Source organism: Corallococcus sp. AS-1-12, from assembly GCF_020036995.1.
In the GTDB taxonomy this organism is placed as follows: domain Bacteria; phylum Myxococcota; class Myxococcia; order Myxococcales; family Myxococcaceae; genus Corallococcus.
Genome location: NZ_JAIQDD010000025.1, coordinates 48,159 through 70,532, shown reverse-complemented (window position 1 = coordinate 70,532; position 22,374 = coordinate 48,159). Strand labels below are relative to the sequence as shown.

Genomic DNA, 22,374 nt, shown 5'->3' with positions numbered 1-22,374 from the left:
CGTCGTCTACGGCATCGGACGCGAACCGGAGGACGGGGCTTCCGGGACCGCGGGCCAGCCATTGGGCCAGGTGATGGCGTCCACGAGCATCACCCGGGCCGTGTGGGCGCTGTTCCATGCGTGGTAGACCATGACCGTGTCCCCGCCGGGGCCGGTGACCACCGAGTTGTGGCCGGGCCCCACCCAGCCGCCGCCCGTCTTGAGGATGGGGTTGCCCAGCTTCGTGTAGGGCCCCAGCGGACTCGTGGCCCGGGCCACGCCCACGGCGTAGGTGCTGTTGGCGTACGAGTTGCCGCTGTAGAAGAGGTAGTAGTAGCCGCCCCGCGCGACGACCCACGGCGCCTCGACGACGCCGCCCTCCCAGGAGAGCGTGTTGCTCATGAGCGTGCGGCGCGTGCCGGTGAGCGACAGCCCATCCGCCGACAGCGTCTGCCCGTAGATGGGCGTGGGCTGCCCCACCGCGTTCCCGTCCGCCTTCCACACCAGGTAGGGCACGCCCGCGGTGTCCTGGAAGAACGTGGCGTCGATCATCCCCATGCCCACGTCATGCACCAGCGGGTGGCCCAGGTCCGTGAAGGGCCCCAGCGCGCTGGTGGCCGTCGCGGCGCCGATGGACAGCTTCCCGTCCTGGTGGCGCGCGGTGAAGTACGCGACGAACCGGCCGCCCACCTTGTGGATCTCCGGCGCCCAGAAGTCCCCCGTGGCCCACGTCGGACGGCGCGTGGAGGGGAAGATGTTGCCGGCCGCCGTCCAGGTGACCAGGTCCCTGGACGTGCGCAGCGGGAACGCATTGGCCGCGCCCCCGGACGTGCAGGCCGCGACGTACTGCGTGCCGTCATGGATGACGCCCGGGTCCGCGCAGTCCACGGGCACCACGGGGTTCTGGTAGAGCCCGCCACAGCCCGTGTAGCGCAGCGAGAGGCCGCACGCGTTGGTGCCGCTGAAGTACGGCGACCAGTCGTTCGACAGCACCGTGTACGAGTTGGGCGAGGCGTTGATGCAGCCCCGGTCCCACGTCACGCGGCCCCCCACGTCGTCGTACTGTGCCGGGTGCCCCGAGGGGTGCAGCCACGTCGAAGCGTAGGTGACGCGCGTCGCGCAGATGGTGGCGCCGGAGCAGTCCGTGTCGAGCGCCATCACACAGGCGTTGGACCCGGTGAAGTACGGCTTCCAGCCGTTCGACAACACCGCGTAGGAGTTGGTGCCTTCGTTGACGCAACTGCCGTCCCAGGTCACCAGGCCGCTCGCGATGTCGTACTGCTCCGGGTGCCCGGGGTGGATCCACCGGTCCCCGTACGTGATGCGCGTCGAGCACGCGAGCGCCCCGCTGGACGTGGCCACGGGAACCTCGTCCATCAGGGCGCCGTCGAGGCGCTCCTCACCACACCCCGCCGCGAGCGCGGCGAGGACGACGGCGGAAGACAACAGGGGGTTCTTCATCGATGGACCTCCGGGCCCGCGAAGACTTGGAAGTCAATTTTATCAGCTTTTACTAGTTAGCGAACCTCCAGCTCGTAGATGCGCGTCGCCGGGTCGCCGTTCTGGGACGGGGTGGTCACGTTGAGCTTGATGTAGCGCGCGGACGTGGGGCTGATGGCGTGGGTGGAGGTGTTGGCGGTGTTGCTGGTCACCGTCACCGGGGTGCTCCAGGCCGTGCCGTTGCTGGAGGTCTGGAGGGTGAAGGCCCGGGTGTTCCAGGTGCTCGCCTCGCCGCCCGCGCCGGCGTGCTGGACGGTGAAGCTGCTGACCGTCTGCACCGAGCCCAGGTCCACCTGCAGCCAGGCGCCGGACACCAGCGAGCAGAACTTGTCGGTGGTGCCGCCGGAGACGCTCCCGTTGACCGCCCGGGCCGGCGTCTCGCTGCTGTTGCAGGCGGTGGAGCCGGTCGCCGGCTTGTTGAGGGCCAGGTTGGCGTAGCCCGCGCCGACCGAGACCGTCTGCGTCCGGGTGTGGCTGGCGCCTCCGTTGTCCGTCACGGTCAGGCTGACGGGGTAGTTGCCGCCGCTGGCATAGACACGGCTGGGGTTCGTCGCGGTCGAGCCGCCGCCGTCGCCGAAGCTCCAGCTTCGCGAGGCGATGGTGCCGTCGCTGTCGCTGGAGGCGTCGCTGAAGGTCGCGGTGAGTCCGCTCACGGTGACGCTGAAGTTGGCCACGGGCGGGGTGTTGCCGCTGACCGCCGTGTTGATGGCCGCCGCGTACTGCGCGCTCGTGCCCTGCGCCACGCACTTCTGGATGTCGTCGTACAGCCAGATGAAGCCGCCGTGGATGCCGGCGCTGCTCTTCCAGGTGCTCATGCGGCTCTGCACGGAGGCAGGGCTGTCGCCGCTGGCGCAGTTGGTGCCGTGGCGCGACCACAGACCCGGATCGACGGTCATGCCCATCGCGGTGTTCCAGCTCGCGGGGTTGTTGCCGGCGCCGCCGTCGTAGACCTGGAGGTAGATGGTGTCGACCGCGGCGCCGAGGTTGTCCTTGAGGCTCCGCCAGAAGGTCTGCTGGGTGTAGGGCGCGAAGGTGATCTTGAAGCCCTGGCTGATGAGCATCTGTCCGAACTGCGTGGTCGGAGCGAGGTCGTAGGCGCTCTCGTCGTCGAAGTTGACCGCGTCCGCGCCGGTGGCGGCCTTCAGCGCCTGGAAGTTGCGGTACAGGATGCTGTTGGTCCCGGTGCCGCAGACGAGCGTGCTGCCGCAGCCGGCGGCGGTGCCGTTGACCAGCCGGGCCATGCGCTCGAAGTCGGGGACGCTCCAGGCGCCAATGGACACCTCGATGCGATTGACCGAGGTCGGCGCCGTCTTGAGCGTGGCCAGCCGCGTGGGCCAGGCCGGGTCACCGATGTAGGCGCCATTCCTGACCACCGGGATGTCGTTGTAGACGAGGTCGCCGTTGTCCTCGATGTGGAAGCTCCAGAGGATGACGGTGGTGAAGCCCGAGCCGCGCAGGTCGTTCATCACCGCGGTGCCGCCCGAATAGAACGGGCCGCCGCCGTAGATGGCCGAATCCGCGAGGGCCACTGGCGAGACCGTGGCCAGCGCGAGGGCAAGGCAGGACGCGAGGTGCTTCGACTTCGGCATGGTGGTGCTCCCCCTGTCGCCAGCGTGGGCGACAGAGAGACATTGCGAGCACGGAAACCAGCGAGTCAATCATGTCCAGACTAATTGGAATATGCCGGGGACAACAGCCAACCAGGCCGTGGGCGGCTGTTCGCGGAAGTGCGGCTCCGCGTCCGGTGGATCAGCGGTAGCGTGGGCGGCCCCCGAGGAGGACCGGATGCTCGCCTGCGTGGACGTGGACTACCGCCCTGACGTCACCGTGGCCGCGTGCGTCCTCTTCCGCCAGTGGACGGACGCCCGGGAGGCCGGGCACCTGGTGGACCGGGGCCCCATCGCGGCCCCCTACGAGCCCGGCCAGTTCTACCGCCGTGAGCTGCCGCACCTGCTGCGGGTGCTCGCGGACGTGAAGGAACCGCTGGAGGCCATCGTCGTGGATGGCTACGTGTGGCTCGGGCAGGGCGTGCCCGGCCTGGGCGCCCACCTGTACGAGGCGCTCTGCGGCGCGGTGCCCGTCATCGGCGTGGCCAAGACGCCCTATGTCACCACCGGCCCGGCCCTGCCCATCGTGCGGGGACAGAGCCTGCGTCCCCTGCTCGTCACGGCCATCGGCATGGAGACCGCGACCGCCGCGGAGCACATCCGGCGGATGCACGGCCCCTCGCGCATGCCGACGCTGCTCAAGCAGGTGGACCGGCTGTGCCGTGAGCCCTGACGGAGCGCCAAGGACGTGCTAGCCCAGCGCCATGGACCGCCCCCGCCGCCCCACCGCCTCGCCCTTCGAGCTTCCACCCGGCGCCGCGTTCACCTGGCACTCGGAGAGTGACGAGCCCGCGCCCACGCGCCTGTCGCCCGTGGACGACACCCTCCGCGCCGACACCGCGCTCAAGCGCGTCCGCCGGGGCGAGTTCCTGCGCTACACCGGCGACTTCCACAACGCGAAGCAACTGCTGGGCGCGCTGGGCCGGCGGCTCGAACAGCCCTGGCAGGCCCGCTCACCGCTGGAGGCGTTCCGGGCCGAGCGCCGCGCGCGGCAGCAGGAGCACGCGACGCTGTCTCGCATCGTCGTCGCGCTGGACCGCGGCTACCGCCTGGAGCTGGCGCGCGCGCCGGACGTCGCGGAGGCGTGCCGGCAGGTCTGGGGCGAGCCCACGGAGGACTTCACCGTCGTGCCGCTCAAGCAGTTGCTCGGAATGCTCGGGGCCGCGGAGTGGCGGCGCAAGGGCCTGGAGGTCCCGGGGCTGAAGGGGCTGCTCCACCCGCACTACGGCGTCTACCTGCCCACGCGCACGGACTACGTGGAGCTGCTGGCGGCCGTGCCGGACGTGAAGGGCAAGCGCGTGTTCGACGTGGGCACCGGCACCGGCGTGCTGTCCTTCCTCCTCCTGCAGCGCGGCGCGGCGTTCGCGCAGGCCACGGACTGCGACTCCCGCGCGGTGGCGTGCGCACGGGAGAACGCGGAGCGGCTGGGCCTCTCCCAGCGCTTCCAGGTGGCGGAGGCGGACCTGTTCCCGGAGGGACGAGCGGACCTTGTCGTCTGCAACCCGCCGTGGATCCCCGAGCCGCCGAAGAACCGGGTGGACCGCGCGGTGTTCGACGAGGACAGCCAGTTCCTGCGCCGCTTCCTCGAAGGGCTCCCCGCCGCGCTGAACCCGGGCGGAGAGGGGTTGCTGATCCTCTCGGACCTGGCGGTGCTGCTGGGCCTGCGCCCGCCCGGGTGGCTGGAGGAGCAGTTCGAGCGCTGCGGCCTGACGGTGGCGTGGCGAAGGTCCACCCCGGCGCGGCACTCCAAGGCGAAGGACAAGGCGGACCCCCTGCACGCCGCGCGCTCCCGGGAGGTCACCACCCTCTACGGCCTGGTGCCCACCGCCAGGTAGCCAGGGCGCGCCCTCAGGAAGCGGTTCGCGTGGCCACCTCCAGGGCCGCGGGAATCCGCTCCCGCATCCACGCCACGAACCGGCGCAGCCTCGCCGGATGGAAGCGCGCGGAGGGATAGAGCAGAGACATGGGCAGCGGCGCGGCCCGCCACTCCGGCACCAGGTGCAGGAGCCGCCCGCGCCGCAGCTCCTCCTGGAGCACCCAGGACGAGCCCACGCAGACGCCCAGGCCCATCACCGCGGCGCTGCGCAGGGCATAGAGGCTGTCCGTGCTCACGCGCGGCTGGAAGACGATGGGCTGGACCTCGCCGGTGGCCACATGGGTCAGCGGGATTTCGTGGCGGTAGAACGTGCGCAGGGACAGCCAGGGCAGCCTCGCGAGCGCGTCGGGGTGCGCCGGCAGGGGCCCTCCCGCCAGCACCGAGGGCGCGGCCACGACGATGCGAGGCACCTCCGCCACGCGGATCGCCACCACGCTGGGGTCCTGCACCTCGCCGACGTGGATGGCGCAGTCGATGCCGTCCGCGATGAAGTCCACCGGCCGGTCATGCAGCAGCCACTCGACGGAGACTCGCGGGTGGCGGCCCAGGTACTCCGTCAGCGGCGCCACCAGCAGCTCCTGCCCGAACGCGTGGGGCACGACGACGCGCAACGTGCCCTCCGGCTCGTCGCTCGCGCCGCGCAGGTCGGACTCGAACAGGGACCAGCTTGCCAGCAGCTCCTTCGCCCGCTCGTAGCAGCGCGCGCCGTCCTCGGTGAGCTTCATCGCGTGGGTGGAGCGCTGGAGCAGCCGCAGCCCCAGCGACCGCTCGAGCGCCTGGAGCCGGCGGCTCACCGTCGGCTGCGTGGTGCCCAGTTGCGCGGCGGCGGAGGACAGGCTCCCCGCGTCCACGATGCGGATGAACGTCTGCATCAGCTCCAGCCGGTCGGCGCTGGCGGGCACGGGAAGCCTCGGCGGGGCTCCGCGCCGCCGGGCCGGCTTCGAGGGATGGGGCATGTGCACCTGCTCCAGGCGGGGTGATACGCAACGCGTATAACCGCTGTACGGCGCACGCGTCTACCGACCCCGTCCCCTCTGACGCACTGTCACCTCATCGCGCAGCACCCGAGGTGAACGTCATGTCCTTCATTCGCGTCGTACATGGAAACGCCGGAGCCGGCGCCCTCCCCTCACCGGCGGTCTCCGCCCCCCGCGCCTCGCTGTCGCAGGGACTGCGCCTGCTGCTGGCCGCGAGCGCGGGCCTGTCGGTGGCGTCCATCTATTACAGCCAGCCGATGCTGGGGGTGATGGGGTCCACCCTGGGCGCCTCCGGCACCGCGGTGGGCCTGGTGCCCATGCTCACGCAGTTGGGCTACGCGCTGGGCATCCTGCTGCTGACGCCGCTGGGCGACCGCTTCGACCGGCGCCGCATCATCCTCATCAAGGCCGCGCTCTTGAGCGGGGCGCTGCTGCTGGGCGGCCTGGCCCCGGACATCCAACTGCTGCTGGGGGTGAGCTTCGCCGTGGGCCTGACGGCGACGGTGGCGCAGGACATCGTCCCGGCCGCCGCGACCCTGGCCCCCGAGCACGAGCGCGGCAAGGTGGTGGGCACGGTGATGACGGGCCTGCTGCTCGGCATCCTCCTGTCCCGCGTCATCAGCGGCGTGGTGGCCGAGCGCTTCGGCTGGCGCGCCATGTACGGGGTCGCCGCCGCCAGCGTGGCCTTCATCGGCGTGGCGGCCTGGCGCGGCCTGCCCCGCTTCCACCCGACCAACACGCTCTCCTACGGCGCCCTGCTGGGTTCGCTGGCGGGACTGTGGCGCAAGCATGGCGCCCTGCGCCGGGCGGCGCTGGCCCAGGGGCTGCTCTCCATTGGCTTCAGCGCGTTCTGGTCCACGCTCGCCGTGATGCTGCATGGCGCCCCGTTCCACCTGGGGAGCGCGGCGGCCGGCGCCTTCGGGCTGGCGGGCGCGGCGGGGGCGCTGGGCGCTCCGGTGGCGGGCCGCATCGCGGATCGCTACGGGCCGGAGCGCGTCACCCGCCTGGGCGCGGGGCTGACCGTCCTCTCCTTCGCCACCATGTTCGCGGCGCCGTGGCTCGAGCCCCATCACCGGCTGTGGCTGATTGGCGCCAGCGCGGTGGGCTTCGACCTGGGGGCGCAGATGACGCTCGTCGCGCATCAGACCCTCGTCTTCGGCATCGAGCCCGCCGCCCGCAGCCGCCTCAACGCGGTGCTGTTCGTCGGCGTGTTCCTCGGCATGTCCGTTGGCGCGGCGACGGGCAGCCTGGTGCTGGCGTGGTGGGGCTGGGTGGGCGTGACGGTGCTGGCGACGGCCTCCGCGCTGGCGGCCCTGGGCGTCCGGCTGCTCCCGGCGGCCCGCTGACGGCGCCGGCACCACGCCCCGTCCCCTCACTGGGGACGGGGCGCCCCTGCCCCGCTACTGCACGGCCTGTTCGGAAAGGATCCGCACGTTGAGCGCGGCGTTGGCGAAGAACTGGCTGTTCTGGCCCACGCGATGCTGCTCCAGCCGGCGCTGGAGGTTGACGTCGTAGCGGCCCAGCTTCATCAGCCCGTCGTTGAACCAGCCATCCCCCTGCCCGGTGCCGTCCACGTACTCCGCGTACACCCTGGGCGAGGGCCAGATGACGGTGTTGAGCGTCACGACGAAGCGGCGGATGTCCGCGTCCGTCCACTCCATGCCCGCGTCGTGGGCCTCGACGATGAAGGCCACCACGTTGTTCGCGTGCGCCACGTCCTGGCCGGGCTGGACGTCGGTGTCCCACTTGTCGTTCCAGAACCAGGCGGCCGGGTGGTCGGGGTTGGGCGACAGCTTGTCGCGCAGGGAGGACGGGAAGTTCGGCATGCCGTGGTTGATGTTGTCGAAGACCTCCAGGTAGCGGGCCTTGCGCGCCGGGTCGTTGGTCATCCGCGACAGGTCCATGGCGATGAAGGCCCAGTGCGCGGCCATGTGCGTGCGGTTGCGGTAGACGAAGTCATTCGCCCCACGCTGGAACCACTTGTCGAAGATGTTCCGCTCGGTGAACGCCAGCAGCCGGTCGTACTGCTTGCGGTAGGTGGCGGAGGCGTAGAGGTCCGGCGTCTCGCGGATGACGCGCAGCATGCGCGTCACGTAGCGCCAGCAATAGGTCTCATAGAGCGGCACCTCCTGCCCGGCCGGGGAGGACAGGGACGAGCTCCAGCCCAGGTACCCGTCCCGGAACTGGCTCCGGGGAAGCGACGAGGAGACGCGGGCGGAGGCCACCAGGTTGTTGACGTAGAGCAGGGCCCGGTCCAGGTACGCCCGCTTCCCGGTGGCCCGGTACATGGCCGTGTTGGCGTCCAGGCCGTAGGCCAGGTTGTAGAAGTCCCAGCTATCGCGGGAGTTGCTCCAGGGCAGGAAGGTCTGCAGGTGCTCACGGCCTCCGCTTTGCTGGAACATCTCCTCCCAGACCGCGACGGGACGAAGCCCCGCGGGAGCCGGAGGCAGCGCGGGGGGATTGGGAGGAAGCGCCTCCGCTTCGGGAGCAGCGGCGGGCTCCATGGGGAGGGCCTGCGTTTCGGGGGACTCGATCCTTCCCATGGGCTCACATGCGCTGCAGAACAGCAGTGAGAGCATCAAGACCGGGAGACGGATCCAACGAGAGCGGCACGAGCAGCGGGGTTTTGACATCGGGGGTCCTCGCTTCAGGTCGATGTGGCCCGCAAGGGTATGGGCGCGAACGGACCCGCCCAACGCCCCCCAGGGAACGGCCGCCCTTCCAGGATCGGACTCCCGCATGCCCTGGACGCCTGCCTCCTCACGGCGCGCGGTCCGGGCCTGGACAGACGCAGTGTCCGGCACCGGTCGCGCCCGCCAGGGCATGTTCGAAAATCAGGACACGCTTAGAGACAGCCCAGCTCCATGGCGCGGAGCACGGCGCGCGTGCGGTCCCTCACGCCCAGCTTGGACAGGATGCTGGAGGTCTGGTTCTTCACCGTGCCCTCCGCCGTCCCCAGCGCGTCGGCGATCTCCCGGTTGCTCAGCCCCCGCGCGATGAGGCGCAGCACCTCCACCTCACGGCGGGTGAGCCCCTCCGGCAGGTCCGCGTGGGGGAAGTCGCGGGGCAGCTCCGCCATGCCGCGCGCCACGCGCTCCGCGACCCCTGGCGGCAGCAGCGTCTGACCGGAGGCGACGCGCCGGATGGCCTCCGCCAGCTCCTCCAGGGACACGTCCTTGAGGAGGAAGCCCTGCACGCCCAGCCGCAGGGACTCGATGAGGACGGCGTCCTCGTCGAAGGTCGTGAGCAGCACCACGCGCCGGTCCGCGTCCGTGCGTCGCAGCGCGCGGAGCGCCTCCAGCCCCGTCATGCGCGGCATGCGCACGTCCAGGAGCACCACGTCCGGGTCCAGCTCCGCCACCTTGCGCAGCGCCTCCTCGCCGTCCGAGGCCTCGCCCACCACCCGCAGGTCGGGCGTGAGGTCCAGCAGGCCGCGCAAGCCCTGGCGCACCAGGGCGTGATCATCCGCGAGCACCAGTCGGACCGTTTTCATGTCCCCACCCCACGCTCCCGCGCGGCGGGCAGCCACGCCTCCAGCTCCAGTCCCTGCCCCGCCGTCGCGCGCCACTCCACGCGCCCGCCCAGCCGGGTGAACCGCTCCCGCATGCCGGTGAGCCCCGCGCCGGGCGTCACCCGCACCGCGCCGCTTCCGTCGTCCCGCGCGAGCACCCGCACCCCGCCGTCCTCCGTGGGGGCGATGACCACCCACAGGTTGCGGGCCCCGGCGTGGCGCAGCGTATTGGTGAGGACCTCCTGCACGCAGCGGAACAGCGAGTGCGCCGCGTCGGTGGACTCCAGGGCCAGCGCCTCGGGGACCTCCAGGTGGACGGCGAGCCCCGGGGCGCCCTCCGCGAGCGCGCGCAGCGAGGGCAGGAGCGGCATGGGCGCCTCGCGCAGCTCGGTCACCGTGCGCCGCACCTCGGACAGGAGCGTGCGGGCCGCCTCGCGGGCGCGGCGCAGGTGCTCGGCGGCGGCCGTGTCCTTCGCGGTGTACGCGGCGGCCTCCAGGTTGAGGCTGAGCGCGGTGAGGTGGTGCCCCACGGAGTCATGCAGCTCCCGGGCGATGCGCAGCCGCTCGCCCTCGCGCTCACGCGTGGCGAGCAGCACCTGGGTGGCCTGGAGCTCCGCGTGGACGCGGGCCAGCTCGCGGCGGGCCTCGGCCTCCCGGACCATCACCAGGGCCGTGCCGAAGGTGAAGCCCTGGAAGCCGGTGTAGATGAGCGTCTGCACCAGGGCCTGGACCGGCGGGCGCTGGACCGCGAACACGACGAGCATGCCCAGCACCTGGGCCCCCACCCACGCCAGCGCCCGGCGCTGCGGGAGGATCTCCGGCACCTGACCGGCGGTGATGGCGAGCAGCGCGCCGTCCAGCCCGGTCTCCCCCGTGGCGAGGCAGACCAGCGCCGCGAGCGTCTGCGCGGCGAGCAGCGGCAGCTCTCCCCGGCCCTGCACCCGCGTCTGGAACCAGAACGCGCCACCGAAGGTGAGGAGCGCGAGCGCCCACGCCAGCGTGTCCGGAGCCAGCCACCGCGCGGGCTCACGCGCCAGGTCCTCGGCGTGCGCGAAGCCGACCACGGCCCAGGTGAGCATCCCGGCCACGAGCAGCATGCGATGGGTGGTGGGGGGCTTCGTCACGAAGGACCGCGCGGGCATGGCGGAGGACCCTAGGCCACCCGGCGCGGGGGGGCCATGTGCCGGAAGTCACATGCGGGCCGTATGACTTCCGCCAGATGGAGGCACCCGCGCCGGCGCGTACCTTGCGTCCCGGACTCGCAGCACGTCGGAGGCACCCGTGTCGCTCTATCTCTTCGCCCGCTGGCTCCACATCGCGTCGGGGATCATCGCATTCGTCACGCTCTGGCTGCCCCTGGTGGCGCGCAAGGGAGGCACCCTGCACCGGCGCGTGGGCCAGGTCTACGTGGGCGCGATGATCTCCTCCGCCATCTCCGCGCTGGCCATCTCCGGATGGCGCTTCATCCAGGCCCCGGGGGAGCAGGCCATGGACCTGTTCTTCATCTACATCGCGGTGCTGAGCGCGGCCTCCGCGTCCATGGGCGTGCGGGTGATGAGGACGAAGGCGCGCACCGGGGCGAGCACCCACCCGCTGGACGTGGGCCTGTCCACGCTGCTCCTCTGCCTGGGGCTCTTCACGGAGGCGTACGGGCTGCGGATGGGCGTGCCGCTGCTGTGGGGCTTCGCGCCGGTGGGCATCTTCTCCGGGGCGACCGGGCTCTGGTACTGGATGCGGCCGCCGCAGGACCGCATGCACTGGTGGTTCCAGCACATGGGCGCCATGGTGGCCTCGGGCATCGGCACCATCACCGCCGCGCTGGTGGTGAACGCCAGGCACCTCGGCATCGAGGGCCTCCAGCTCGCCGTCTTCCTGGGCCCCACGGTGGTGGGCGTGGTGGGGCTGAACCTGTGGACGCGCTACTACCGCCAGCGCTTCGCCCGGAAGGCCCCGGCGGCAACGGCTCCGGCCGTCCCTGCGTCTCCCCTGGCCGGGAGGTAGGCCCCCCGGGGCTCCTATGCGGCCGGGTTGGGCTTCTTCTTCGCGGGCGCGGGCTTCTTCTTCGCGGGCGCGGGCTTCTTCCCGCGCGTGGCGATCTCCGCGAGCCGCGCCTGCACCAGCCTCTTCACCAGCTTCGCCGGGAGCGGCTCGTCCGGGAGGAAGGTGACGCCGCTCTTCGACGTGGTGTACCCGTCCAGCTCCAACGCCAGCGCCGGCACCACGCCGCCGCTGAAGGGGTAGTAGCCGCAGTGGTGCTTGAAGAACGCGAAGCCCGCCACGGCGACCCCGTCCACCTTGAAGGTGGGCATCTGGTAGCTGATGGTCTCGGTGGCCTTGGGGAGCAGCTTCCGCAACTGCGCGCGCAGGGCGCTCAGGGTCTTCTTCGCCGCCGGGTCGGTCACGCCCGCCAGATAGGCGTCGATCGTCAGCGGGGCTCGGGTCTTCGTCGCCATGGCGGCTCCTGTCTGTCCGGAAGCGAGGGTGCGACGAGCATGGCATCATCGATGGCCGGCCCCCCAGCGGAAGAGAGCCCGTGAGCGTCGCGACAGTTGATGAAGGTCCTTTGCGGGGCCCGAGCTTCTTCCTCGGCCGGACGGCGCTCCGCACACTCGCGTTGGCGCATCGCGACACCTACGGCACCGCCCGGCCCCATCCGCACGTCGTCATCGACGGCTTGCTGGGGGAGCGGCTGGCGACGGAGCTGGCCGGCGTCTTTCCGGGCGCGACCGGGGCCCCCTGGATGCGCCGCGATCATCCGGAGCAGGCGGCCCGCCTGGGGCAGCTTCAGCGCAAGGCCTTCGAAGGCGTACACGGCGCGCTCCGGCACCTGCTCGCGGAGCTCTCGGGCATGGCGTTCCTCGACTTCCTGGAGACGCTCACGGGCATCAGAGGGCTCATCGCGGATCCGCACTTCCGGGGCGCCGGGCTGCACCTCACATTGAGAGGCGGCCATCTGGCGCTCCACGCGGACTTCAACCGCGACCGCACCCGAGCGCTCTCACGGCGGCTGACGGTCCTGTACTACCTGAACCCGGGCTGGGAGCCCGCGTGGGGCGGCGACCTGGAGCTGTGGAACGCCGACCTCACCCGGTGCGAGGCCCGCATCGCGCCGGTGCTCGATCGACTGGTCGTGATGGCGCACGGCGACACCCACTGGCACGGCCACCCCGCCGCGCTGGCATGTCCCGAAGAACGGGGACGGGCCACGGTCGCGGCCTACTTCTACACGGCGGAGGAATCCCCGGACGCGCCAGAGGCCCACAGCGCCCTCTGGGCGCCCCTTCTTCGCTAGGGCAGGTAGTTGGATGCAAACAGGGTTCTCGACACCTCAATGTCAAACATACCTATAAGGTCTGGCACCCTGTCCAACGCCGGCAACCTGCCTGTCAAGGCAGGCGCCTCGACGCCGGCGCGATAAACGGCCGAATCCGATTCACCTCCATTGACAAGAACCGTCTGCCCGGAAATCGCCACGCCGGTCTTGCACCAGACGGCGAAGTGCTGACAATTGTTATCAAGCAAGGAGTACCCACCCATGCCGATCTTCTCGATGGCTCTGGCGCAGGTCGCTCTCCCGCTATACACCCGCCGCCCGCGGACCCTCTGCGGAAACTTCAATGTCTGGAATTCACTGGCATCACCCAGGAACCTGGACATGGGGGTCCGCATGACCTGGTTGTCCGTGGAGACGTCGCTGTCCACCGAGGTGAAGTGAACCACTTCATCCCCACCGATATACACGCCGTAGTGCCAGAAGCCTGTTCGTCCTACCCGGAGGATCGTCCCAGGGCGGAGCTTTCGGTCGGTGCTGACCCCATCCAGGTCTCGCAGGTGTGAGTCTTGAAACACATCGGTCTTGATGGAATTGGAGAACCGCTCGTGGGCGGGCGTGCCCGCGAGCGCATCAATGACGTCCGTCACCACCGAAACAGGCGACGTCAAAAGATCAACCAGGGTGCTGGCCCAATCTCTCGCCATGTTCTGCCCTCGCGGTTTCCCTCTGCACGGTCACGCGCCCCCGGCGGCGCGACGGGCGCTACTCGATGGTGGAGTTCGTTACCCGGATGGGCGTGTCCGCGTGGTTGGAGATCTGCGGATAGGTCACGTACCAGGAGCCGCCCTTGTTGTTCTGGATGACCGACCGGTCGATGCGGATGTCGCCCGAGTGGTCATTGCTCACGAAGAAGATGGCGCTGCCGTGCGCGTTGACCTCGTTGTTTTCGATGCGCGTGCCACAGAGCGACAGCGTCATCGTGTTGCCGTCGTTGTAGATGGCCCCACCGCTGCCACCGCCCGGCGTGCCCGGCTGCGCGGGATTGGCGCCGTTGCCGATGGCCCGGTTGTGGGAGAACAGGCTGTTGATGATGGTCCACGACACCCCGATGCTGCTGATGCCGCCGCCGTTGGAGCAGCCCCCGCCGTAACCCTCCTTGCCGCCGAAGGTCGTGTTCACCACGTAGACGGGCTGGTCGTCGTGCTGGTCGAACACCCGCAGCGCGGCGCCTCCGACGTCCGGCCCGGTGTCCGCGCACACGTTGTTGAAGAAGCGGGAGTTGATGACCTTCACCCGCCCGCCGCGCACCCAGACCGCGCCGCCGCCGTCGTACTCCTTCTCCCCCTTGGAGCTGGCGTCCACGAACGTGAGGTTCTGGAGCGTCAGCCGGGGGTGGTCCTGGTCCTGGCAGTGGGAGGTCGTCCACACCTGGGCCTGGTCGCAGGTGTTCATGTACAGGATGCGGTGCTTGCCCGCCCCGCTGAGCGTCACCAGCCCCTTGCCGTCGATGACGATCTCCGGCCCCTTGTCGTTGAAGACCTTCGCCGTCCGGTCCAGCGTGATGACCACCGGCTCCGGGCCGCAGTCGAAGGTGATGACCCCACCCTTCGCCACGGCATCGACGAACGCACCCGAGGTGCAACTGGCCGGCGTCCCCGTCCCGACGACGGTGGTGGGCCGGGACACGTCCGCGAGCCCCGCCTCGGCGGGCACGGTGCACGTCGCCTCGGCGTTCGGGTTGCCGGCCGGGGGCCCGTCCTTCGGGTTGGTCAGCGGGTTGGGGACGTCCACGCCCTCATCGTCCGAGCAGCCAGCGACGCACACCAGCGCGACCCCCATGGCCAGGGTGCGCAGCGTGGACACGGGGAACCGGTGCAGTCTCTTCGGGTGCATTCAGCCTCCAGGAGGGAGGCAGTCTAGGGCGGCACGCTTGCGACAGGCGCGGTTTTGGGGCACGAGACGCGCCCGTGATCGTCCGACCCCGCCCTGGCTTCTTCAAGCTCCTGTTCGTCGTGCGCGGCACCATCCTGCCGCGCGTCCTGCCTCACGTGCTGGGGGTCGCGGCGCTCGCCTCGCTCGTCGTCGTGACGCTCAAGCTGGGCCACCTGCGGCTTCCAGTCACGTCGCCCGCGCCGCTGTCACTGCTCGGCATCGCGCTCTCCATCTTCCTCGGGTTCCGCAACAACGCCTGCTACGACCGCTGGTGGGAGGGACGCAAGCAGTGGGGCGCGCTCATCATCGAGGTGCGCGCCTTCACCCAAGCGGCCATCGCGCTGCTGGACGACGGGCGCGCCGAGCTGCCGGAAGCCGGGCGGCAGGCGGCGAGGAGGCTGGTGCACCGCACCATCGCCTTCCCCTACGCGCTCGCCGCGCACCTGCGAGGCCAGGACGCCACGGAGGCCCTCAGCCGCCACCTCGAGGAGCCCGAGCGCTCGCGCGTCCTGGGCAGCGGCAACCGCCCCAACGCCCTCCTGCGTGAGCACCAGTTGGAGCTGGCCCGCCTGCTCCGGGAGGGCCGGCTCACCGACATCACCTGGGGCGCCCTGAACGAACGGGTGCACGCCATGATGAGCATCTTCACCGCCTGCGAGCGCATCCGCCTCACGCCCCTTCCCTTCGCCTACACGGTGCTCCTGCACCGCACGGCCTACCTCTTCTGCCTGCTGCTGCCCTTCGGCCTCGCGGAGTCCATGGGTTGGTTCACGCCGGTGCTCACGGCCATGATCGCCTACACCTTCTTCGGCCTGGACCTCCTCAGCGAGGAGCTGGAGGAGCCCTTCGGAGAAGCCCCCAACGACCTCCCCCTGCTCGCGATGTCCCGCACGGCGGAGATCAACATGCTGGAGTCGCTGGGAGAGCCCCAGCCGGAGCCGCTGCGTCCCAGGGACTTCGTCCTCGGCTGACAGAAACATCCCCGTGGATGCCTATGCGCACTTCCGGCCCGGTGAAGAGCGGCTGGCCGCGCGCAACTCCATCGCCATCTCCTGGCGCAAGAGCAAGTTCGAGAAGACGGGCGACGGGTCCCGGCTCACGCACGAAGGAGAGGCCGGGGTGACGCCCGCGCGCTTCGTGAACTGGGTGGTGCTGAAGAACCTCGCGACGGGCGAGAAGCTGGCGTTCATCAACACGCACTACATCTCCGGCGCCTAGAACGGCGAGCACCCGGAGCGCCAGGAGCGCTGGCGCACGCACAACGCCGTGGTGCGCGAGGTCGTCGCGGAGCTGCTCGGCCGGGGGCTGCCCGTCGTCCTGGTGGGCGACTTCAACCGCGCGCTGTCCCAGGACATCCCCGGGATGAACCACCTGAGCACGGCGGGCGTCAGCGGCGTGCCGATTGATCAGATCTACGTCACCCGTGGCATCGGCACCGGCCCCGCCGAGCGCCTGGAGAAGTACGGCTCCGACCACTTCGCCTACACCGCGACCGTCTCGTATTGATGGAGGGGGCCGGGGCGGATGACGGCCCCGGCCCGCCCGCGCTACCAGCAGGTGAACTGGAGGTTGTCGTAGCGGACCGACGCGGTGCGGAAGACCAGGGTGCGCAGGTCGCCCTGGGCGAAGCCGCTCTCACCGCAGGCGCAGGTCGCCCCGGTGCCCGTGCACGTCGTCCAGGCGGTGGTGTCCCCGCCGGAGTCCACGCGGTATTCGGCGTTGAAGACCGCCTTGTTCTTGTCCGTGAACCCCGTCTTGTAGGCGCCGCACTCGTTGTACTTCTGGCACTCCTCGTTGATGGCGAAGTCGAAGGAGTCCGCGAGCGCGGGGACCTGATCCACGTCGTTCTTGAGCGCGATGCCCAGGCACAGGGAGTGGGCGGTGGTGGCCAGCCAGCGGTTGTAGTCGAGCTGGTTCGCCGCCGTGAGGCCCCAGCAGGACTGGTCGGTGCAGGAAATCTCGTCGTCGTGCGAATAGCCGTCGATGTTGTCCGGCTCCACCGCGTCGCAGCCCTTGTCCTTCGCCAACTGCATGCGCGTCGCCATCACCGTGCGCACCGCCGGCTTGCGGTGGTCCAGCCACCACTCACAGCCGCCGCCGCTCGTGCACCAGTCGCCCATGATGTGCACGGACTGCGCGCAGTCCTCCCCGGGGGTGCAGTACGTGTCCTGCGGGAACTGGTTCGCGTCGTCCCGCCAGTCCTCATAGGAGCCCGCGCTGAAGTAGCAGACCACCTTCTTGCCGGCGGCCTTGTACTCCTGGATCTTCGCGGGGGTCGTGTTGAAGAGGTCGACGACGTAGACCTGGGCGTTGAGGTTGGTGGGAATGGACGCATGCTCCAGGTCCCACATCCAGGTGGTGCCCTTGGGGAAGGCTGGCAGCGTGCAGGCCGGGCCCTCGCCTCCCGTGTCCCACGACACCTGGAGCCGGAGGCTGTCGAGCTGCGCCGCGTCCGTCCCCGCCCCCTTGATGAGGCGCGCCCGGATTTCGCCGGTGCTCGACACGAAGTTCGAAGCGACCTCGGTGGTGGGGAGCGCGAGCGTCAGGGCCGGCGTCCACACCCAGTCACCGCGCCCCTGCGAGTTGGCGATGCTGACCCAACTGGAGGTGGAGAACCGGTAAAGCTGCCACTGGTAGTAGGACGTGGCGACCCCGGGCCCCTGGTACTTCGTCAGCAGGCTGAGCTGGGTGACTTGAGCCGGGGTGGGCGCGGCCTGGGTGAGGCTGGAGAGGTTGAAGGACAGATAGCCCGTGTAGCTGGGGCTGAACTCGATGTACTGCGCATAGCAGTCCGCGTACGCGCCGACCGTGCAGTTCGAGCTGTTCGTCTTGAGCACGGTCATGCCGCCGCTCTTCCCCGACGCGTCCGTGTTCGCCAGCGTGCTCGCGGAAGCGAAGTCGATGACCTCCGAGGCAGGCAGGGCCTGCTGCTGGTCCACCGGCGCCAGCGCGGACTCCCCTTCCGATGACAGACATGCGGACAGCAGCAAGGACAGACAGGCACTCCATTTCGACATTGCGCCTCCTGGGTTTGCCCCCGGCTATCACAAATGGCCTGTCATTCACGCACCCAGGACCGCGCGCCGGACCAGTTCACGGAAATACCGCGCCGCCGGGTCGGCATGGGTGCGGTCATGCCAGCACAGGGCCAGCTTGACGGTGTGCGCGGGAATCTGCGCGTTGACGACACGCACCCCCAGGCGCGCGCCCTGCGCGGCGACGAGTGACTCCGGCAACGTGGCGACAAGGTCGGTCGCGGCCACGACCGCGGCGGCCGTCAGGAAGGAAGGCACCGTCATGGCGACCTCCCGGCGGATGCCCGCGCGCGAGTACGCGGCGCCGACGAGATCCCGGAAGCCCTTGCCCGGCACCATCTCCACGCCCACGTGGCGGAGCGCGCCGAGCGCACGCGGGGACAGGCGCTTCGCGAGCGCGGGGTGGCCTTCGCGGGCCACGAGGACGGTGCGCTCGTCCAGCAGCGGTTCGACGTGCAGGCCCGCGCCCCGCCCGGCGAGTCCGATGTGCAGGTCGACCTGGGACGAGGTCAGGTCCCCGAGCGCCACGAGCGAGGCGATTCCGACCACGGAGAGGCGCGCGTTCGGCAGCTCCGCGGCCATCCGGGCGGCGATTCGCGGGCCCCACGTCACCTGCCCCGCATCGGCGACGGCGAGCGTGAAGGTGCGCGTGCAGCGGGCCGGCTCGAAGGGGGCCTCGTGAAGTCCGGACTCCAGCTCGCGCAGTCCTCGGGCGATGGCGGGGGCCAGCGCGAGCGCTCGGGGCGTGGGGACGATGCCACGGCCCTTGCGCGTGACCAGCGGGTCACCCAACACGGACCTGAGGCGCGCCAGGCTGTTGCTGATGGCGGAGGGCGTGACGTGGAGCCGCTCGGCCGCGCGCGCCACGCTGCGCTCGGTGAGGACGGTGTGGAGCACCAGGAGGAGATTGAGGTCGAGCGCCGCGATCGAAATGCTCACGGCTGGTGAGCCTAGACCTCACGAACCATCACTACCAGCGAGGTGTCTCCTTCCCCATCATGGGTGCATGCACGGATTTCCACCCATGGTTCGGCGGGTCCACGTCCTGGACTCTTTCATCTCCTACCGCGAGGCCGGGACGGGCTCGCCCATCGTGTTCCTGCACGGCAACCCCACGTCCTCATACGTGTGGCGCAACGTCATTCCGCGGCTCGCCGACCGGGGCCGCTGCCTCGCGCCCGACCTCATTGGCATGGGGGACTCGGGCAAGCCGGACCTCCCGTACCGGTTCGCGGACCACGCGAGGTACCTCGACGCGTGGTTCGACACGCTCGGACTGCGGGACGTCGTGCTTGTCGGCTACGACTGGGGCGGAGTGCTGGCCCTGGATTGGGCACGGCGGCATCCGGACCGCGTGCGCGGCGTGGCCGTGTTCGAGACGTTCCTCCGTCCCATGCACTGGAGCGACTGGCCTCCCCAGGGCGAGCAACTGTTCCGCGCCCTGCGCACCCCGGGGGTCGGTGAGGGGCTCGTGCTCGAACAGAACGCGTTCCTGGAGAGGTCCTTCGCGAACGGCGTCCACCGTGGCCTCACGGAGGAGGAGCGGGCCATCTACCAGGCCCCGTATCCAGACGCGGCGTCGCGACGCCCGGTGCTCCAGTGGCCCCGGGAGATCCCAATCGATGGCGAGCCCGCGGACGTCGCCGCGGTGATCGAACGCTACGACGCGTGGCTCGCGCAGCCGTCCGCGAAGCCGGCGCTGCTGCTGACCTTCGGCGACACCGGGCTCAACGCGCCGCGCATCATCGAGTGGGCGCGAGCCAACCTCCCGGCCCTCGAAATCGTGCCGTTGGGACGCGCGGGGCACCATGCGCCGGAGGACGCGCCGGAGGACATCGCCCGCGCCCTCCGGGGATGGCTGGAGCGCCATTCGGGGTGAACCCACGGCCCAGGGGCCCTCCTCCGAGCGTCGGCGCCCGCCGCCTCAGCGCCGCCGCCTGCCTCCTCGCGGGCCTCCGTTCCTGGGTGGCTTGCCGTGGTGGCCCCGGTGGCCTCCAGGCCTGGGGGCGCCGCGTTCGCGCTCCTGCACCGGGGGCGGACGCTCGCGGGTGGCCTCGGCGACCTCGTCCGGCATCCAGGGCTGGTCGAGCCGGTCCTGGAGTTCGAGGAGCGACCGGGCCTGGAGCACACCCCGCCGGCCCCGGGCCACGCTGAAGCGCTGGGGGCGATCCAACAGCGGCAGCTCCTCCTCCACCAACGTGCGGGCGAGCTTCTCCGGCAGGTGCAAGCGCACCACGCCCCGCGGAGCCCCGTCCGACAGCTCCTCCACGTCGTATTCGAGCGGCACCGCCTGTTCGCGGACCTCCACCGTGTCCGGGAGCGCCAGGAGGGCCCGCCGTGTCGCGGGCGGCACGAGCGCGTCCAGGTCCAGCCGCAGCGGGCGCGCCCGGAAGTCGTCGAGGGTGTCGACGCCTTCGAGCTGCGCCTCGTAGAGCGCGGTGAGCTCCGGTTCTCCCAGCGGCGCGGTGATGCCGCCCGAGCGCCGCCACAGCTCGCGGACCTCGGCGATGGCGACCCGGTGCCGGTCCACCGCGGGATGCGGCGCTTCGCCCCGCGCCAGCGCCTCCGCGAGCGCGCGCCGTGCCGCCCTGGCGAGCTCCGGTCCCCAGGCGCGCAGGACCTCCACTTCCTGCTCCAGCGCGAAGCCGAAGAACTCCAGCCGCGTGACGAGCACGACCGAGCGGAAGCGCGCGTCGTACGCGGGCGCCGCCGAGTGACGCCGGGCATGGCGGCGCAGCAGCGCCTGGGGCAGTTGCGTGCCTTCGATGGCCGCCTGTGACTCACAGTTGCGGTCAGCGAAGTAGCGCAGCGAGCCCACCACCGCGCCCAGGTTGCCGCAGACGCTCGTCTTCGACACGCGCGCGAGCTCGCCCCAGGCCGTGCGCTCGTCGATGACCAGGTCGAAGGGCATGAGGCGCGCGAGCAGGTCGCAGAAGCGCTGGTAGACGCCGGAGTTCGCGAAGGGCATGCGCGAGGGCAGCGCCAGCCCCACGCTCCGGTACACGCTCGCCATCGCGAGCGCCGCATCCTCCAGGGCCTTCACCAGCACCCCGCGCGCCTCGGCCCACGCCGCGAGCTTCTCCGGGTCGAAGACGTGGCGCGGAAGCCCCTGCACCTCCCCCACCGTGCCCGCCACGCGGAAGGCCTCGGCGTACAGGTTGTACGCGGTCAGGTGGTCGCTGCCGGGGACGAGCGCCTCCTCCAGGTTCCGCTCCTCGCGCGTCATCCGGTGCAGGGACTCCACCGCGCTGCACACCGCGAGGAACGGCAGGAGCGCGTCCTCCGCGTTGACGATGAGCTCCGCCCACGGGCGCTCCACGGGCAGGGCCTCCACCGCGCGGCCGTAGTCGGACAGCCGCCCGTCCGCGTCCACGATGCCGCGCGCCTCCAGCTTCGCGAGCGCCCGGCGGTAGGCGACGCGGTCCAACGGCACGGGCAGGTCCAGCTCATCCGCCCGCACGCCCAGCGCCGCCGCGGTGAGCGCCACCCGCTCCGGCTCGCCCGCGAGCTGGAACTCCGGCTCGGTGGGCCGCAGCGAGGCGAAGTGGATGGGCCGGTCGCTGAGGATGAAGACGCGCCCGCCCGCCACCCGCCCGTGCACGCGCCCCGCCATCTGCAAGAGCTCGTTGTTGCCCAGGTGCACGCGGGTGAGCACGTTGCGGCCGCCCTCCACCACGTTGGAGAAGCGCAGGTCGTCGATGACGACGGTGTCCAGTCCGGGCACGTTGAGCGCGCTCTGCCCCGCCGCCGTCATCGCGAGCACGAAGGGCCGGGGCGCCGTGCCCTCCAGGAAGGGGCGGATGGCGCGCAGCGGCTCGCCGCCGTGGTAGTGCGCCGCGTGCACCTCCGGCGCGTTCGCGCGCACGCGGGCCGCGACCTCCTCCACGCCCGCGCGCGTGGCCAGGAACACGCCCACGCCTCGCCCCCGCCGCTGCACGTCCCGCAGGAAGGCGTCGTCGAGGAAGGACAGCGGCTGCCGGCGCTCCACCTCCACCGTCGCCGCCTTGCCCGGGTCGAAGGTGGACACCTGGAGCACGTCCGCGCTGTCCAGGTAGCGCGCGTAGAAGGCCGGGTCCACCGTGGCGGACAGCCAGATGAAGCGGCAGCCCACGCGCTTGCCCAGCGCCAGGCACAGCTCCAGCTCCGCGGAGGTCTGGTGGATTTCATCCACGATGAGCGTGTCCTCGCGCCGGATGACGCCGCCCTGGAACCAGCGCCGCGCGATGCCGGTGGTGACGATGGCCACGTCCGCGAGCGGCGTCTCCGCGGTGGCCTCCCGCTCCCGGTTGACCACCGCCACCCGCAGGGGCCGCTGGCCCGTGAGCACCTCCGCGATGGGGCGGATGGCCAGCGTCTTGCCCGTGCCGGTGCCCGCGACGATGCCGAACCCCTGCCCGCTCCGCGCCAGCGCATGGAGCCGCTCGCCGTGGTGCTCCTCCAGGTGCGTGCGAAGCTCCAGCCCGAGCGCCAGCTCGATGGTCTCGCACGCGGCCCGCGTGGGCGCGATGACCACCACCCGCCCGCGCTGGGGCGCCGTGGAGGGGGAAGCGTCGGTGCGGGGCGGCAGGAAGCGGTCGGTGGGCGTGCGCACGAAGGCCAGTGATACGCACGAGGGACGGCCAGTGGAAGCAATTCAAACCGGCGAGCCCGGAAGGACGCGGGCCGGACTAGAATGCGTCCGGC

General features: G+C 71.0%; 20 protein-coding genes and 1 pseudogene. 9 read left to right on the top strand and 12 right to left on the bottom strand.

Going from position 1 to position 22,374, the window contains the following annotated elements:
- Positions 1–6: 6 nt before the first annotated feature.
- Both K8556_RS29890 and K8556_RS29885 read right to left on the bottom strand, forming a co-directional pair.
- On the bottom strand, positions 7–1,440 hold the full coding sequence (locus K8556_RS29890; protein ID WP_223743513.1) for a glycoside hydrolase family 43 protein: 1,434 nt from the start codon (positions 1,438–1,440) through the stop codon (positions 7–9).
- Between the two features lie 56 nt (positions 1,441–1,496).
- Positions 1,497–3,068 (bottom strand): PKD domain-containing protein, encoded by a 1,572-nt coding sequence (locus tag K8556_RS29885; protein WP_223743512.1) that lies wholly within the window; start codon positions 3,066–3,068, stop codon positions 1,497–1,499.
- A gap of 196 nt (positions 3,069–3,264) precedes the next feature.
- On the opposite strand from K8556_RS29885, the gene K8556_RS29880 reads away from it, so the two are divergent.
- Entirely contained in the window at positions 3,265–3,759 is a 495-nt protein-coding gene (locus K8556_RS29880; RefSeq protein ID WP_255652485.1) for an endonuclease V, read from the top strand.
- A gap of 31 nt (positions 3,760–3,790) precedes the next feature.
- Positions 3,791–4,921 (top strand): class I SAM-dependent methyltransferase, encoded by a 1,131-nt coding sequence (locus K8556_RS29875; protein WP_223743510.1) that lies wholly within the window; start codon positions 3,791–3,793, stop codon positions 4,919–4,921.
- A gap of 13 nt (positions 4,922–4,934) precedes the next feature.
- On the opposite strand, the gene K8556_RS29870 is transcribed toward K8556_RS29875, so the two are convergent.
- Positions 4,935–5,918, bottom strand: a complete 984-nt coding sequence (locus tag K8556_RS29870) for a LysR family transcriptional regulator (RefSeq protein WP_223743509.1) — start codon at positions 5,916–5,918, stop codon at positions 4,935–4,937.
- A 122-nt stretch (positions 5,919–6,040) separates the two neighbouring features.
- On the opposite strand from K8556_RS29870, the gene K8556_RS29865 reads away from it, so the two are divergent.
- Complete coding sequence (locus K8556_RS29865) at positions 6,041–7,285, top strand: MFS transporter (RefSeq protein ID WP_223743508.1); 1,245 nt, start codon at positions 6,041–6,043, stop codon at positions 7,283–7,285.
- A 54-nt stretch (positions 7,286–7,339) separates the two neighbouring features.
- Here the strand turns inward: K8556_RS29865 and K8556_RS29860 are convergent, their stop codons facing one another.
- The 3 genes from K8556_RS29860 to K8556_RS29850 form a co-directional block, all read right to left on the bottom strand.
- Positions 7,340–8,482, bottom strand: coding sequence for a hypothetical protein (locus K8556_RS29860; protein ID WP_223743507.1), 1,143 nt, complete (start codon positions 8,480–8,482; stop codon positions 7,340–7,342).
- A gap of 302 nt (positions 8,483–8,784) precedes the next feature.
- On the bottom strand, positions 8,785–9,432 hold the full coding sequence (locus tag K8556_RS29855) for a response regulator transcription factor (protein ID WP_223743506.1): 648 nt from the start codon (positions 9,430–9,432) through the stop codon (positions 8,785–8,787).
- On the bottom strand, positions 9,429–10,592 hold the full coding sequence (locus K8556_RS29850; protein WP_223743505.1) for a sensor histidine kinase: 1,164 nt from the start codon (positions 10,590–10,592) through the stop codon (positions 9,429–9,431). Before K8556_RS29850 ends, K8556_RS29855 begins: the two co-directional genes overlap by 4 nt.
- Before the next feature lie 139 nt (positions 10,593–10,731).
- Here K8556_RS29850 and K8556_RS29845 point away from each other — a divergent pair, with 139 nt between their 5' ends.
- On the top strand, positions 10,732–11,451 hold the full coding sequence (locus K8556_RS29845; RefSeq protein ID WP_223743504.1) for a DUF2306 domain-containing protein: 720 nt from the start codon (positions 10,732–10,734) through the stop codon (positions 11,449–11,451).
- Positions 11,452–11,465: 14 nt separating this feature from the next.
- On the opposite strand, the gene K8556_RS29840 is transcribed toward K8556_RS29845, so the two are convergent.
- Entirely contained in the window at positions 11,466–11,903 is a 438-nt protein-coding gene (locus tag K8556_RS29840; RefSeq protein ID WP_223743503.1) for an iron chaperone, read from the bottom strand.
- A gap of 80 nt (positions 11,904–11,983) precedes the next feature.
- On the opposite strand from K8556_RS29840, the gene K8556_RS29835 reads away from it, so the two are divergent.
- A complete protein-coding gene (locus K8556_RS29835) occupies positions 11,984–12,742 on the top strand; it encodes a 2OG-Fe(II) oxygenase (RefSeq protein WP_223743502.1) in 759 nt (252 codons plus the stop codon).
- On the opposite strand, the gene K8556_RS29830 is transcribed toward K8556_RS29835, so the two are convergent.
- A complete protein-coding gene (locus tag K8556_RS29830) occupies positions 12,739–13,428 on the bottom strand; it encodes a lecithin retinol acyltransferase family protein (RefSeq protein WP_223743501.1) in 690 nt (229 codons plus the stop codon). The two genes, K8556_RS29835 and K8556_RS29830, sit on opposite strands and share 4 nt — an antisense overlap.
- Positions 13,429–13,486: 58 nt before the next feature.
- On the bottom strand, positions 13,487–14,617 hold the full coding sequence (locus K8556_RS29825) for a hypothetical protein (RefSeq protein WP_223743500.1): 1,131 nt from the start codon (positions 14,615–14,617) through the stop codon (positions 13,487–13,489).
- 74 nt (positions 14,618–14,691) lie between these two features.
- Between K8556_RS29825 and K8556_RS29820 the strand changes: the two genes are divergently transcribed.
- The 3 genes and pseudogenes from K8556_RS29820 to K8556_RS29810 all read left to right on the top strand — a co-directional run.
- Positions 14,692–15,627, top strand: coding sequence for a bestrophin family protein (locus K8556_RS29820; RefSeq protein ID WP_223743499.1), 936 nt, complete (start codon positions 14,692–14,694; stop codon positions 15,625–15,627).
- 13 nt (positions 15,628–15,640) lie between these two features.
- Complete coding sequence (locus K8556_RS29815; protein ID WP_223743498.1) at positions 15,641–15,874, top strand: hypothetical protein; 234 nt, start codon at positions 15,641–15,643, stop codon at positions 15,872–15,874.
- A 21-nt stretch (positions 15,875–15,895) separates the two neighbouring features.
- Positions 15,896–16,162, top strand: a pseudogene (locus K8556_RS29810) (endonuclease/exonuclease/phosphatase family protein); the annotation flags it as partial.
- 41 nt (positions 16,163–16,203) lie between these two features.
- On the opposite strand, the gene K8556_RS29805 reads toward K8556_RS29810, so the two are convergent.
- Complete coding sequence (locus tag K8556_RS29805; protein ID WP_223743496.1) at positions 16,204–17,673, bottom strand: endo alpha-1,4 polygalactosaminidase; 1,470 nt, start codon at positions 17,671–17,673, stop codon at positions 16,204–16,206.
- Between the two features lie 45 nt (positions 17,674–17,718).
- A complete protein-coding gene (locus tag K8556_RS29800; RefSeq protein ID WP_223743495.1) occupies positions 17,719–18,630 on the bottom strand; it encodes a LysR family transcriptional regulator in 912 nt (303 codons plus the stop codon).
- An 85-nt stretch (positions 18,631–18,715) separates the two neighbouring features.
- On the opposite strand from K8556_RS29800, the gene K8556_RS29795 reads away from it, so the two are divergent.
- Complete coding sequence (locus K8556_RS29795) at positions 18,716–19,570, top strand: haloalkane dehalogenase (protein ID WP_223743494.1); 855 nt, start codon at positions 18,716–18,718, stop codon at positions 19,568–19,570.
- A gap of 45 nt (positions 19,571–19,615) precedes the next feature.
- Here K8556_RS29795 and K8556_RS29790 read toward each other — a convergent pair whose 3' ends face one another.
- A complete protein-coding gene (locus tag K8556_RS29790) occupies positions 19,616–22,282 on the bottom strand; it encodes a DEAD/DEAH box helicase (protein ID WP_223743493.1) in 2,667 nt (888 codons plus the stop codon).
- Positions 22,283–22,374: the final 92 nt, after the last annotated feature.